The following is a 14,058-nucleotide window of genomic DNA, read 5'->3' as shown; positions in this document are numbered from 1 at the left end:
AGTGGAAGAGACTGAGCGGGCTTGGGCATGTCAGATGATGATTTACGCGGACGATGTGACCTTACCATCCGGCCGGGTGTTACAATGCCGCCAGATGGGCAAGACCATGGATAAAAAGCCACGAGAAAAACCAGAGAAAACGTCTGATCAGGCGTTTGATCTCTGGTTGAAACGCGGGCTGCATCAGCTTTTTGATGACGTGGCGAATGAGCCCATCCCTGAAGAATTGCTGAGGCTGATTGAAGAAGATCGCGGAGAATAACTCTGAGCAGCAGCGCAGGGGAGGGCGACGATGGCACTCACTCCGTTACGCCTTTCTCTCGCTGCTCTCAGGGTTCGGCCATATTTTCGCAACCACCAGCGCGCGGATGCGCGTACTGATCTGCCTTTCGGGTATCCCGGTTCTGGCGGTCAGCACCATTCTGGCCCTTCATAATTATAACGAGCTGATGGTTGGCAGCGCACAGCGCGCCGCTATAGCCATTGCACGTCTTGATCTCCAGTTTCGCCATGATACGGACCGTCTGCGCAGCGCGCTTGAAACAATCGGCGGGATGGGACTGACCCCTGAGCAGATTGGTCACGCTCTCCGACTGGCGGAGACCATGAGCGGCCAGCGCTATTGTTTTATGGGCGTGCTTGATAGTGACGGACGGGTGATCCAGACCATCACACCGCCGGGCAGCAGTTGCCAGAATATGGGTATTACAGAGCCGCCCCCCTCTTTTCAGGGAACGCTTCTGGAAGCAGTGCAGGAAGATGGAAACCCGGATTCCAAAGGATCCTTCCTCCGCATTACCGTTCCGGCCATCTTTCTTTCAATTCCCGAAACCCGAGGCTATCTGGTTGGCATATTACAGCTTTCCCGAAAAGCCGCTTATCTGGCCAACAGTGCCGGGTGGCAGGCTTTCTCCGATGAAAGCAACCCCTTACAGGCCTGGCTGATCAATCAGGACGGATCGCTGTCTTCTGTCTGCACGGACTGCCGATGGGCTCCACCGGCACCGGCTATGGTGCATCAGCTACAACGGAAACTTGATGCCAGCGAAGGGTCAATAGTTTCCATGCCCACGTCTGAGGGGGGATATGCTTTAGGGGCCATTGCGGGCGGAGCGGACATCCTGGTTGTCACGCAGCGAACACCGCGGGAGGCAGATGCCCTGCGGACTATGGTGCTGGAAATCTCGGCGCTGATGATTCTTCTGGTGGCTGGCCTGATCGGGGTCACACTGGCTGCAAATATTGTTCTGGTTATGCCCCTGCGCCGCCTGACCTATTCCGTGCAGAAATGGCAGATGGAAGGGGTCTTTGACGCCCGCATTACCCGCTCCATGCCGCTGGAACTGCAACGCCTCGGGCAGGCTTTTACCCGCGCGACACGCAGACTGAGCCGACACGAGGCACGCCTGAACAAGGCCATGGCACATCAGGAACTTCTGATGCGCGAAATTCATCATCGTGTGAAAAACAACCTCCAGATTGTGGCCTCGTTGCTCAATTTGCAGGCCAGCCGGATTTCTCACCCCGAAGTGCGGGCGGAATTTGCTCTTGCGCGAGACAGGGTCCGGGCTTTGGCGACCCTGCATAAAACACTCTACGCGGAAGACCGGCTTGATAGTCTGGATATGGCCAGCTTTCTGAGAGAACTGTGTGAACAGACGCTGCATGTGGCCGGAGAGGGAGAGACTGACCGGATTACCCTCAGAGTTGAATCGGATGATTTCCGGATGAACCCGGATCAGGCCGTGCCTCTGGCGCTGATCATGACCGAAATTGTCACAAACTCCATAAAATATGCTTTCCCGGACGGGCGACGCGGGACCATTTCGGTTGAACTCCGCCTGATGGACGGCATTGTCACCCTCACAATCGCGGATAATGGAATCGGATGTGATTTTGAGGATGAGACACCGGGCGAACGGCAGGGGATTGGCAGAAAACTGATCCGCGGCTTTGCAAGGCAGCTTAACGCCCAGCTCTTCAGAAACGGGGAAAACGGGACCATCTATAGATTTGTGTTTCCGTTGATCAGCGAGTGAAAAAATCAATTTTCAACGAAAAAACAGAGCAGGTCCCTACACCCCGGTATGGGCGCTATGCTCTGCCCGCAGTAGGGAGCGGCGTCGTTAGGTGTTTGCGTGATCGCCCGTCCGGTATAAATGCCTGTCTATGAGTGGTGACAAAGCAGCGATACGCGGCTGGACGCGGACACAGTCGCGTCTGGGGCGTCAGGCAGCGCGGCCTGTGATAATTTTTGGGCTGCTATCCAGTCTGCTGGGTGTCGGGCAGGCATGGTGTGTGGCAACCGTTCTCGGGCACGCCCTCATGGGTCTTGTTCCGGGGGTGCCTGCGTCAAACCTGCCTGTATGGCCTGTTTTCGCCTTTGCCGGGCTAGCGCTCCTTCGTGCCCTTATTATGGCATTGAGTGACACATCTGCCGCAAAAGCCGGAATAGACGCCCGCCGCAGATTGCGCGGGGAGGTTCTGACCTCAATCCTGACAGGAGGTCCGGCGCTGCTCCGTAAGACTCATAGCGGAGAACTGGCGACGATCGCCGTGGATCGTGTGGAAGCACTGGATGGTTTTTTTGCCCGCTGGGTTCCGGCGTCCGCCCTCTGGATTGCTGCGCCTATCCTGATTTTGCTGCCTGTCGCGTTTATTCAGCCGCGCGCCGCTCTGGTGCTCGGGCTGTGTGGCGCAACAGTCCCGTTTGGGCAGGCTGTGTTTGGCATTGGGGCCGCCGTTGCGTCCCGCAATCAGTTTCTGGCTATGACGCGCCTTCAGGCCCGCTTTCTGGACCGCGTGAAGGGCATTGCCACCATTGTTCTGGCAGGCCGTGCCGAGGATGAAACGCAACGACTGGGGCAGGCCGCCGAAGAGCTTCGACAGCGCACCATGAAGATTCTTCGCGTCGCATTTCTGTCCTCCGCCTCCATTGACTGCGCCATGGTCGTCGCTCTGGTTCTGGTCGCTGTCATGGATGGCAGGCAGGCGCTGCTGCTTGCTAACGGAGCGTCTCCTGCTCTGACATACACGCTGACAAGCGGCCTGTTTGTTTTGCTGCTCATTCCGGAATTTTTTGCGCCTCTGCGTGCGCTGGCTCTGGCGTATCAGGACCGTGCGCATGCGCAGGGGGCTGCAACGGCCATTCTGGACCTGCCTGAAGCTCTGCCGCGCCCCTCACCAGACGGTGCCCGGACGGTCAATGCCTCAGGTGTCATGATTTCTCTCGAAGACGTCAGCTTCACCTGGGACCCGGCACGCGGGCCTGCGCTGGACCATGTGAGCTTTACCGTGCCCGCCGGAGAAACGCTTATTCTCGCTGGTCCGTCTGGTTCCGGCAAATCGACGATCATGGAACTCCTGCTGGGCTTTATTCAGCCTGATAGCGGAAGCGTGCGCCTGAACGGAGCGCCGCTGGACAGCATTGTTCCGGATGCCTTGTCCCGGATGATTTCATGGATCGGTCAGAAACCTGTTCTGTTTGCAGGCACGCTGAAAGAGAACATTCTGTTCGCCCGCCCTGATGCGGATGACGCTGATCTTATGGCTGCGGTCAAAGCCGCGGCGGTTGACCAGTTCCTGCCGTCTCTGCCGGATGGTCTGGAAACGCGGATTGGAGAAGGGGGCTTTGGTCTGTCCGGTGGGCAGGCGCAGCGGATTGCAATTGCACGCGCCTATCTGAAAAACGCCCCCATCCTGCTGCTGGATGAACCAACGGCCCATCTGGACCCCGCAACAGAAAAAAGCGTTTTTGAAAGCCTGCAACGTCTGGCCTTGCGCCGGACTGTTGTACTCGCCACACATTCCGCTGCTGTGCATATGTTTAACGGTCGGCGTGTGGACCTTAATCTGGGGCGGGTTGTGACACGGCAGGGAGCTGCGTGAGATGAACATATCCGACCAGAAAGAAGCCAGCACGCCCGCTCTGACTGATTGTCAGGCCGTTCTGCGTATTCTGGGCCTCTGGCGCAGACAGGCTCCACGGCTAATTATTGGCGTCATGCTGGCTCTGATTGCCCTTTGTCTGGGCCTTGTGCTGATGCAGGCTTCGGGGCTCCGTCTGGCCAGCAGCGTTCTGGGTGAGGTGGTGATCACTACTGCTCTGTTGCGCTGGGTCGGCGGTGGCCGGGTTGTTCTGCGCTATGCAGAACGGCTTTTTGCGCATGATGCCATGTTCCGTGCGCTGGCGGACCTGCGTGTCTGGTTTTTCCATTCTCTGGCACAGGGCGCGGCAGCGGGTCTCGGGTTCCGGCGGGCAGGCGATATGCTCTCACGCCTTGTGTCGGACATTGGTACGCTGGATGGGCTGTATCTGCGTATTTTTGTTCCCTTTGCCTGTGCGTGCCTGACGCTGCCCATTCTGGTCGTTCAACTGGGCCGCCAGAACATTGTGCTGGGCGTGGCGGTAGGTGTGCTCTTTGCCTGTTCGGCGTTTGGGGTACCTTACCTGATTGCCCGCTCCGGCCGGGCAGAAGGGGAGCGTCTGGGGAAAAACCTCGCGGCCCTGCGTATTGGCGTACTGGATCTGGTAGGTGGCTTACGGGAAATCCGTGCTTTTGGTGCAGAAGGGCGTATTCTCTCGCATGTGCAGGCTGATGACGCCGCTCTGCTCGCTGGCCAGATGCGACTTGCGCGACGGGCCGCGTATGCCAACGCCTCCGCTTTTCTGTGCGGGCAGGCAGCAATCTTTCTGGTGCTTCTTGCTGCTGCCGGTGTGTTTGCTCTCCATCTTTCCCCGCTGGCCGTAGTCGGCAGTCTCTTCCTGACGGTTGCGTCTTTTGAGAGTGCCGCAACACTGACGCGGGCAGGCTTGCAGGCAGGCGTGATGGGGGCTGCGGCGCAGCGCGTGGTGGAAGTCGCTGCCCATACCCCGGACAGCAAACAGAGCGAGGCGCAGACTGAGGCTCCGGCGGGAACCGATATTCGTCTTGACGGTGTAAAGTTTCGCTGGGCGCCCGATCGTCCGCTCGTGTTTGATGGGTTAACGCTAGATATTCCCGCGGGCGCACGTATTGCCATCCTTGGCCCGTCAGGGGTTGGCAAATCCAGCCTTGCGGCTCTCCTGCTCAAGGCTGCCACGCCGGAAGCAGGCAGTATCACGCTTGGCGGAGAAGATATTTCCCATATCCGCGCGGACTCCCTGCGGCGGCGCATGGCGTGGTTATCTCAGGCTACGCATCTGTTTGACGACAGCATCCGGGCCAATCTGCTTCTTGGTCGCCCCGATGCGACAGAAGACGATCTGTGGAAAGCACTTGAAGACGCTGCTGTAGCGGACGTGGTGAAGACGCTGCCGGACGGGCTGGACACGTGGCTTGGTGAAGGCGGCATCAAGCTGTCTGGCGGGCAGGGGCGACGCATCGCACTCGCCCGCACCCTTCTGACGCAGGCTCCGATTCTGATTCTGGACGAGCCAGCTACCGGACTGGATGCGCAGACAGAGCAGGAGTTCCTTCGTACGCTCAATACCGTCACAGAAGGCCGCACAGTCATTCTGATCGCGCACCGGCTGACCGGCGTGGAAACTCTGGACCGGATCTGGCGTCTTTCGGGCGGTCTCGCGACAGCTGCTGCCGCCTGAGCCATAGATTATGCGGCCATAGCCTGAGCGGGGCGCGAAAAAAGTTGGCGTCCGCACTGTTTTGCAGGCAGATTTAAAAAATTACTGTGAGCATTTTTTTGCTCTATTGGAGATACATCTATGCGCCGTCTGCTGCCTCTTCTCGGCCTTTCCGTCCTTGCTGCGTGCGCGTCCCAGCCTGCACGCAAATATGTTGTCTTCTTTTCCAATCAGTCCGTGGAACTGAATGACACAGCCCGCAACGTCATTGCGGAAGCCGCGCGCAAAGCCCAGAACCATCCCGGCAGCATTGTGCAGGTTGAAGGCTACGCGGCCGCTGGCGGGGACCTGTCCGCCGATGCCCTGATTGCTATCCAGCGCGCGAAGCTGGTGGCGGAAACCCTGCATGAAGACGGTGTCTCTGGTGACCGCATTCGCCAGACCCCGCGCGCACCAAGCAGCGGAGAAGGCATGACAGTGGGCGCGCGTCGCGTGGAAATTGAGCTGGTCAGCCCCTGATTTTCTATGAGTGAAACGCAGACCGACAGAATACCTCCGGCTCCTGCTCTGTTGCGGGATACCGGGGGGCGTGACCGGTTTGTAGGAACCAGCCCGAAAGACGTCCTGCACGCCGTTTTTGGTTTTCCTGATTTTCGGAGCTTGCAGGGGCAGGCCGTCGCGTGCGTCATGAAGGGCCGTGACGCACTGGTCCTGATGCCCACAGGCGGCGGTAAAAGCATTTGTTATCAGGTGCCAGCTCTGTGCCGACCGGGGATGGGGCTGGTCATTTCTCCGCTGATTGCCCTGATGGATGATCAGGTCGCGGGCTTGCGGCAGGTCGGCATCAACGCCGCCGCCCTTCATTCTGAACTGGAAGGCGATGAAGCCGCAAAAATCCGGTCTGATCTGGCTGCCGGGCGCGTTGATCTGTTATATGTGTCGCCCGAACGGCTGCTTTCCCCCGGCACGCTGGAACGGCTGACACGGCAGCCTGTTTCTATTATTGCAATTGATGAAGCGCATTGTATTTCTGCGTGGGGCCATGAGTTCCGCCCGGAATATCGTGCGCTGGCGTCTCTCCCCAAACACTTTCCGAACGTCCCCCGGATCGCTCTGACCGCCACAGCGGATGAGCGCACCCGCGAAGATATTCTTACCGCACTGGACATGCCGGACGCTGAAGTTCTGGTCTCCAGCTTCCACCGTTCCAACCTCAATATCGCGGCTTTGCCCAAAGCCTCGGAAATGCGGCAACTCACATCCGTTCTTGAACGGCACAGAGACGAAGCCTGCATTGTCTATTGTGGTAGCCGCGCCCGGACAGAGCGGATTGCTGCGGCGCTGCGGGATAAAGGCTGGACAGCTCTGGCATTTCACGCAGGGCTTTCCCCGATTGAAAAACGAGCAGCTTTGCTGCGGTTCCGGTCCGGGGAGCCAATCGTTATTGTCGCCACCGTCGCGTTCGGGATGGGGATTGACCGCCCCGACGTTCGCGCAGTCATTCACCTTGATATGCCGGGCTCACCAGAGGCCTATTATCAGCAGATCGGGCGGGCAGGGCGGGATGGCCTGCCGTCTGAAACAGTGCTGCTCTATGGCGGGGAAGATATGGCGCGGGCGCGTTACTGGCTTGATCAGTCCAGCGCGCCGGACAGCGAAAAACGTATTATGCGTAGCCGTCTGGAAGCAATGATCGCGCTAACCGAGACAACTGGCTGCCGCACACGCGCTCTGCTGCACTGTTTTGGGGAAACGCTGGAAGGGCCGTGTGGCCATTGCGATAACTGCCGTTATCCCGTCGTGACGTTTGATGGCACGGATGCAGCCAGAAAATTTCTCTCCACAGTTTATCGCACAGGACAGAAATTCGGCGCACTGCATATCATTGCCGTTTTGCGTGGCAAAACGAACGAGGCTGTTGAGCGTAATCATCACGAGACCCTCTCTGTCTGGGGGATCGGGAAAGACAAGAGCGAACAGTTCTGGCGTGGGGTCGGACGGCAGCTTATTGCGCGCGGCGCTTTGCGGAGTGAAGGGCAGTATAGCGGGCTTGCGCTTAATCAGGACGTCGCGCGGCCCATTCTGCGCGGGGAAGAGACTGTCAGTCTGCGGGCGGATGCCACGCAGGAGCTGGAAAAAGCGGCTGGCCGGGCACGGCCCCCGGAAACGCTGGCTGATTTACCGGAAGAGAAGCAGGCTTTGTTTGCGGCTCTGCGCCGCTGGCGACTGGAAGAAGCACGGGAACAGGAAATTCCGCCTTATGTGATTTTCCATGATTCTGCCCTGCGCGACATCGCTCAGCAAACACCGGCATCTCTTGCGGAACTCGGAGAAGTAAAAGGCGTTGGGCGCTCGAAGCTGGAACGTTATGGAGAAGCGGTTCTGGCGGTGCTGAAAACCGCGCAGGGAGTCTGACATGGCCTCCGTAGAGGAAAGACGCGCCCTGATTCTGCAATTTGTGCAGCAGCAGGGGTATGTCGCCAATGAGGATCTGGCAAAAACCCTGCATGTGACCGTGCAGACCGTCCGGCGCGACGTCAACAGCATGGCGGCCGAAGGGATTGTGGCACGGCATCATGGGGGGGCCAGTGCCCTCACATTTGCAGAAAATATTGCCTATTCAGACCGCCAGATTCTGAACCTCTCCCAGAAAGACGCCATTGGGGAACGGGCTGCGGCGGCCATTCCGGATGGCGCATCTCTGTTTATCAATATCGGCACGACGACTGAAGCCTTTGCCCGCTCTCTGAGGACGCACAGAGCGTTGCGGGTCATTACCAATAATATTCACGTCGCGACTTTGCTGACCCCGGCACCGGAATGTAGCCTTGTGATTACAGGCGGCACCGTCAGACTGCGGGATGGCGGGATTGTGGGGCCAGCCGCTGCCGCGATGATTGAGCAGTACCGCGCTGATTTTGGGGTAATCGGCATCAGCGGCATTGATGAAGACGGCACATTGCTTGATTTTGATGCGGATGAAATTGCCGCGGCGCAGGCGATTATCAGGAACTCACGCACCGTATTCCTGCTGGCTGATCATACAAAATTTATGCGCAGACCCATGGCGCGGGTAGGGCATATTTCTGAAGTCAGCGCGTTCTATACAGATCAGGCTCCTCCTTCAGGCATCCGTACTATTCTGAAAGACGCAGGGGTTAGTTTGCACATCGCAAACGAAACAGGATTTTCGGAAAGGAAAACGAAAAAGAGCTTATGAGGCTGTTTCCGTCACATTAAAGCCATTGTTTTTGGTTTACGTTTTCGGATACGAATAAGGTCAGTATTCCTTCTTGGTGTCATTGGAAGAAAAAATGTCAGATTCCGCTCCCTCTTCTGCACAGCCCTATGATCTCCTGATCGTCGGTGGTGGCGTTAACGGCGCAGGGATCGCGCGTGACGCGGTTGGCCGGGGCGCGTCGGTTCTGCTTGTCGAGCAGGATGATCTGGCAAGCTATACGTCCTCTTCCAGCACCAAGCTGATTCACGGCGGGTTGCGCTATCTGGAATATTATGAATTCCGGCTGGTGCGCGAGGCGCTGACGGAACGGGAGCGCCTTCTGGCCATGGCGCCGCATATTATGTGGCCCATGCGTTTTGTGCTGCCTCATTCCAAGCTGGTGCGTCCGGCATGGATGCTGCGCGCAGGCCTGTTCCTGTATGACCACCTTGCCTCCAACATGACGCTCCCCAAATCCCGCGCTGTTGATTTCCGCACCCATTCTTCCGGTCGCCCGCTTAAACCGGAATATACGAAAGGCTTCGTCTATTCAGACGGCTGGGTGCAGGATAGCCGCCTTGTCGTGCTGAATGCGCTTGATGCGGCGGAGCGGGGCGCTGAAATCCGCACCCGGACGCGCCTGATCAAAGCGAACCGGGTCAATGGCCTGTGGGAGGCTGTTCTGGAAGACCGCGTCACCGGCAAAACCAGTTCGGTGCGTGCGCGTGCGCTGGTCAACGCAGCCGGACCGTGGGTGGCCAGACTGTTGTCTGAAACCCTGAATATTCCCAATTCCAAATCCGTCCGTCTGGTGAAGGGCAGCCACATTATTGTCCCGCGCGTGTTTGAGGGGCCGCAGGCGTATATCTTCCAGAACCCCGACAAACGTATTGTGTTCGCCATCCCGTATGAACAGAATTACACGCTGATCGGCACCACGGATATTCCGTGGAAGGAAGCGCCCGGCACCGTTGGCATCGCCCCGGATGAGGTGAGCTATCTGTGTGAAAGCGTAAACCGCTACTTCCAGACGCAGGTGCGGGAAAGCGATGTGGTCTGGAGCTATGCTGGCCTCCGTCCGCTTTATGACGATGCGTCGGCTAACGCCTCGGCCGTCACCCGTGATTATGTGCTTGATCTGGACACCACTGACGGCGCACCTCTGCTCTCCATCTTCGGCGGCAAGATCACTACGTACCGCAAGCTCGCAGAGCACGCTCTGGAAAAACTGGCCCCTGTGCTGCCCGCGGTTGCAGGCGCAAGCTGGACCGCCAGCGAAGTTCTGCCCGGTGGTGACATCGGTGAGGGTGGTTTTGAAGGGGCACTGGCACGCCTGCGTCGCGCAGCGCCCTGGCTTTCAGAACAGCTTGCATGGCGCCTGATGCGCAACTATGGCAGTCGGGCTTACGAGATTCTTGGTGAATCCGGCTCCATGCAGGACATGGGCGAAATTCTGGGAGGCGATCTGACAACGCGTGAAGTTGATTACCTGATCACCAGAGAATGGGCCCGCGCACCAGAAGATGTCTTGTGGCGGCGTAGCAAGCTCGGCCTGCATCTGAACGAGGTCGAAAAAAGTGCAGTTGCCGACTATGTCAGGAAGAAGGTAGGCTGATTTTTTAACTCCCAGAAAACTCTTTCCAAATAAAAAAATAAAAAGAGGAAAGTATGACAACCACACAACGCGCCTTTCTTGGCGAGCTGATCGCTGAATGCATCGCGGTCTTTATCATTATCGTTTTCGGGGATTCCGTAGCAGCGATGTATTCGCTCTACGACCCCAGCCCCTATAAAATGGCATACTGGGGCGTGTGCATTGTCTGGGGGCTGGGCGTTACCGTGGCGATTTACGTCACCGGCGCTGTCTCCGGCACGCATGCCAACCCCGCAGTCACGCTGGCGCTGGCCTGTTACCGCGGATTTTCATGGAAAAAAGTAGTGCCTTACTGGGTCGCTCAGGTTCTGGGTGGTTTTCTGGGGGCCGTGATTGTTTACACGCTTTTTTCACCCGTTATCGAACATTATGCCGCCGTCAATCATCTGGACTGGCGGCATGACGGCGCAGCTGCTGGCGTCTTCTTCACCCATCCGGGCGATTTTGTAACCCCGATGCATGCGTTTGTTGATGAAGTTATTCTGACAGCAATGCTGCTGCTCGGGATTTTTGCGATAACGTGTGAATATAATACGCAGGCCCCGCAGGCCAATTCAGGCGCTCTGATTATTGGTCTGCTTGTGGCAACGATCGGCGCATCTGCCGGTTATCTGGAGGCGTGGGCCATTAATCCGGCGCGCGATTTCGGCCCTCGCCTGTTTTGTTTCCTTGCCGGGTGGGGGGAAGCAGCCCTTCCGTCTCCCGGAAATTACTGGTGGGTGCCGGTTGCCGGGCCGCTTGTTGGCGGTGTCGTGGGAGCCGGGTTCTATCAGTGGGTTGTAAAACCCTTCATGCCAGCGATCGTCCGGGCACGGCAGCCTGACATTGCTCAAGATTAATTACTCCAGCAATAAGGATTCCGTGCGATGAGCAAGCAAGATTACGTATTGGCGATTGATCAGGGCACAACCTCTACACGCAGTATTGTGTTCGATCGAAATGCTCAGGAAATTTCAAGCGCTCGTCAGGAGTTCGCTCAACATTACCCTCAGGCGGGCTGGGTAGAACATTGTCCGGAAGATATCTGGAATGATGCCAAGGCCACCGCAACGGCCGCACTGGAAAAAGCCGGTGGCACCAGCCGTATTGCCGGTATTGGCATCACGAACCAGCGCGAAACCATTGTGGTCTGGGACCGTGCGACCGGTAAGCCTATCCACCGCGCTATTGTCTGGCAGGATCGTCGCACGGCTTCTGTCTGCCAGAAACTGCGCGAAGAAGGCGCGGAAGCCCTTGTGCGGGAGCGTACCGGCCTCCTGCTTGACCCGTATTTTTCTGCAACGAAGCTGGCCTGGCTGCTGGATAATGTTGCAGATGCACGGTCACGGGCAGAAAACGGTGAACTCGCGTTCGGAACGATTGACTCCTTCCTGCTCTGGCGCCTGACCGGCGGCAAAGTGCACGCGACGGACATCACCAACGCCGCCCGCACGCTTCTGTTTGATATCCATAAGCAGAAATGGGATGAGGACCTGCTGCGTCTGTTCCGTATCCCTGAGGCTCTGCTTCCTGAAGTGAAAGATAACAGCACAATCTTTGGTGAGACGGACCCGGCTCTGTTTGGTCGCGCCATCCCGATCGCCGGTATGGCCGGGGACCAGCAGGCAGCCGTTGTCGGGCAGGCCTGCTTTTCTCAGGGCATGGCGAAAGCGACCTATGGCACAGGCTGCTTCGTGCTGCTGAACACCGGGGAAAAACCGGTTGCGTCCAAAAACCGGATGCTGACGACAATTGCCTATCGCATTAACGGGAAAACATCTTACGCGCTGGAAGGCTCCATCTTCGTTGCGGGGGCGGCCATCAAGTGGCTGCGGGATGGGCTGCATCTGATCACGCATGCTTCTCAGACTGATGATATGGCAACCCGCGTACCGCACAGCCACGGCGTGTATATGGTGCCGGGATTTGTTGGGCTCGGCGCTCCGCACTGGGACCCGGATGCACGCGGCCTGATCTGCGGTCTGACGCTGGACGCAACAGCGGCACATATCGCCCGCGCCGCTCTGGAATCCGTTGCCTATCAGACGCTGGATCTGGTGACAGCCATGACGCAGGATGGGGCAGGGACGACAGAAGCTCTGCGCGTTGATGGCGGGATGGCTGCTAATGACTGGTTCTGTCAGTTTCTGGCAGATATGTTGCAGGTTAATGTTGAGCGTCCCCGCAACATTGAAACAACAGCTCTGGGCGCAGGCTTCCTCGCCGGGCTGGCAACAGGTGTCTGGGAAGATGAGAAGACGCTGGCATCCGAATGGGCCAGAGGCGCGCTCTTCAAGCCCTCCATGGCCAATGAGCAGCGCAAGACAATGATTGCTGGCTGGCACAACGCCGTGAAGCGGACTCTAACCAACCCGACCGCGGCCTAAAGGCCGGGGCGCTTTTCTCGCCCGGTCTGGCCTTTCTAAAACGGGAGGTCAGCCCGGGGAGAAAAATCCTTTTCTCAGTGCGTTGCCTGCGGCTGAGACAGCTTGATTTTTATGGTTTTGGACGAACCACCAAGGAAGCTGAAGGTAAAAGACACGTCCTGCCCCGGCTGAAGTGAGCTGTCCGGGTCCAGACAGAGAAGATGATACCCTCCGTACGGAAAGACCAGCGTCGTGCGTGCGGGCAGGGAGAGATGCGTAAACAGGGACAAAGTGCCCGGTGTGCTTTCCTGATCAGAATGGTGCCCCACCAGCGTGCGGCAGGCAGAAGAGCGGACATCGGTAATCAGATGCGCGTTGGCCCCATCGTTTCTTATGGTAAAATAAACACCGGCCATGCGGTTTTCTGCGTTGATGAGTTGCATGCTGGTGTCTGTAATGGTGATGTCTTTCTGGGCATCGTCCTGCCCCGGCAGAGATTTGTCAGGGTCCCTGTCTTCCGCAACAGCAGGGCCTGCAAGCATCAGGCCAGCCACCATGACAGCGACATAACCGGCACCAAAACGCATTTTCATCGCAACTCCAGTTTTTAATAACCCGTGACCGGTATAAGCTGGCCGGACAGAAGAACTTTGTTGCGGGCACTATACCGCATTATCGCACCAGAAGGCCAAGCTTGAAGAAAGCCCGGGCTCTTTCTGTGCCAGAGCGAGAAAGGCTCACGTCACGATGCGCTGCCCTTTTTGTGGGAACCCTGATAGTCAGGTCAAGGATAGCCGACCCAACGAGGAAGGCTCCGCCATCCGGCGGCGCCGGGCCTGCCTTTCCTGCGGCCAGCGTTTTACGACCGTTGAGCGTGTGCAGCTGCGCGACCTGATTGTTGTAAAGGCTGACGGACGCCGTGCACCGTTTGAGCGCGAGAAGATTACGCGCTCAATCCGGATCGCCCTGCGCAAACGGCCCGTGCCTGAAAGCAGAATCGAGCAGATTGTCACGGGTCTGGTGCGTCAGCTTGAAGCCGCAGGAGAGACGGAAGTACCCTCCGCGCGGATTGGAGAGCTGGCGATGGATGGGCTGCGGGAAGTGGATACTGTGGGCTATGTGCGCTTTGCCAGCGTCTACAGAGACTTCACGGAAGCGAGGGATTTTTCGGAAATTCTGACGTCCATGGATTCGTCTGAGCCTGATTCGCAGGAAAAGACTGGACCTCGTGGCATAAAAAAGTCATGAAACCCCGCTCCCTCATACGGGCAGGCAG

At 57.9% G+C, this 14,058-nt stretch carries 12 protein-coding genes; 11 read left to right on the top strand and 1 reads right to left on the bottom strand.

Annotation, left to right across the window (positions count from 1 at the left end; genetic code table 11):
- The first annotated feature begins 106 nt into the window (after positions 1 to 106).
- The 10 genes from JK199_RS05945 (at position 107) to glpK (ending at position 12,803) form a co-directional block, all read left to right on the top strand.
- Complete coding sequence (locus JK199_RS05945) at positions 107 to 262, top strand: NepR family anti-sigma factor (protein ID WP_256442288.1); 156 nt, start codon at positions 107 to 109, stop codon at positions 260 to 262.
- A 106-nt stretch (positions 263 to 368) separates the two neighbouring features.
- The gene (locus JK199_RS05940; RefSeq protein ID WP_212374690.1) at positions 369 to 2,039 is read left to right on the top strand and encodes a sensor histidine kinase; all 1,671 of its coding nucleotides are present in this window, start codon (positions 369 to 371) and stop codon (positions 2,037 to 2,039) included.
- Between the two features lie 130 nt (positions 2,040 to 2,169).
- On the top strand, positions 2,170 to 3,888 hold the full coding sequence (cydD, locus tag JK199_RS05935) for a thiol reductant ABC exporter subunit CydD (RefSeq protein ID WP_212374487.1): 1,719 nt from the start codon (positions 2,170 to 2,172) through the stop codon (positions 3,886 to 3,888).
- Position 3,889: 1 nt separating this feature from the next.
- Positions 3,890 to 5,584, top strand: coding sequence for a thiol reductant ABC exporter subunit CydC (gene cydC, locus JK199_RS05930; protein ID WP_212374484.1), 1,695 nt, complete (start codon positions 3,890 to 3,892; stop codon positions 5,582 to 5,584).
- A gap of 120 nt (positions 5,585 to 5,704) precedes the next feature.
- Positions 5,705 to 6,082: an OmpA family protein gene (locus JK199_RS05925; protein WP_025826929.1), complete on the top strand. Its 378-nt coding sequence runs from the start codon at positions 5,705 to 5,707 to the stop codon at positions 6,080 to 6,082.
- 6 nt (positions 6,083 to 6,088) lie between these two features.
- Positions 6,089 to 7,978, top strand: coding sequence for a DNA helicase RecQ (gene recQ / locus JK199_RS05920; protein WP_212374482.1), 1,890 nt, complete (start codon positions 6,089 to 6,091; stop codon positions 7,976 to 7,978).
- A gap of 1 nt (position 7,979) precedes the next feature.
- Complete coding sequence (locus tag JK199_RS05915; protein ID WP_212374480.1) at positions 7,980 to 8,783, top strand: DeoR/GlpR family DNA-binding transcription regulator; 804 nt, start codon at positions 7,980 to 7,982, stop codon at positions 8,781 to 8,783.
- Between the two features lie 94 nt (positions 8,784 to 8,877).
- The gene (glpD, locus tag JK199_RS05910; protein ID WP_212374478.1) at positions 8,878 to 10,398 is read left to right on the top strand and encodes a glycerol-3-phosphate dehydrogenase; all 1,521 of its coding nucleotides are present in this window, start codon (positions 8,878 to 8,880) and stop codon (positions 10,396 to 10,398) included.
- A 53-nt stretch (positions 10,399 to 10,451) separates the two neighbouring features.
- Positions 10,452 to 11,276 (top strand): MIP/aquaporin family protein, encoded by an 825-nt coding sequence (locus JK199_RS05905; RefSeq protein ID WP_212374475.1) that lies wholly within the window; start codon positions 10,452 to 10,454, stop codon positions 11,274 to 11,276.
- A gap of 27 nt (positions 11,277 to 11,303) precedes the next feature.
- A complete protein-coding gene (gene glpK, locus JK199_RS05900; protein ID WP_212374473.1) occupies positions 11,304 to 12,803 on the top strand; it encodes a glycerol kinase GlpK in 1,500 nt (499 codons plus the stop codon).
- Positions 12,804 to 12,877: 74 nt separating this feature from the next.
- Here the strand turns inward: glpK and JK199_RS05895 are convergent, their stop codons facing one another.
- Positions 12,878 to 13,375: a copper chaperone PCu(A)C gene (locus JK199_RS05895; RefSeq protein ID WP_077929914.1), complete on the bottom strand. Its 498-nt coding sequence runs from the start codon at positions 13,373 to 13,375 to the stop codon at positions 12,878 to 12,880.
- Positions 13,376 to 13,529: 154 nt separating this feature from the next.
- Between JK199_RS05895 and nrdR the strand changes: the two genes are divergently transcribed.
- Positions 13,530 to 14,030 (top strand): transcriptional regulator NrdR, encoded by a 501-nt coding sequence (nrdR, locus tag JK199_RS05890; protein ID WP_025826919.1) that lies wholly within the window; start codon positions 13,530 to 13,532, stop codon positions 14,028 to 14,030.
- Positions 14,031 to 14,058 lie beyond the last annotated feature (28 nt).

Origin of the sequence: Acetobacter persici (genome assembly GCF_018256955.1) — a bacterium.
Classification (GTDB): Bacteria; Pseudomonadota; Alphaproteobacteria; order Acetobacterales; family Acetobacteraceae; genus Acetobacter; species Acetobacter persici.
This window is presented reverse-complemented; position numbering and strand designations above follow the sequence as displayed.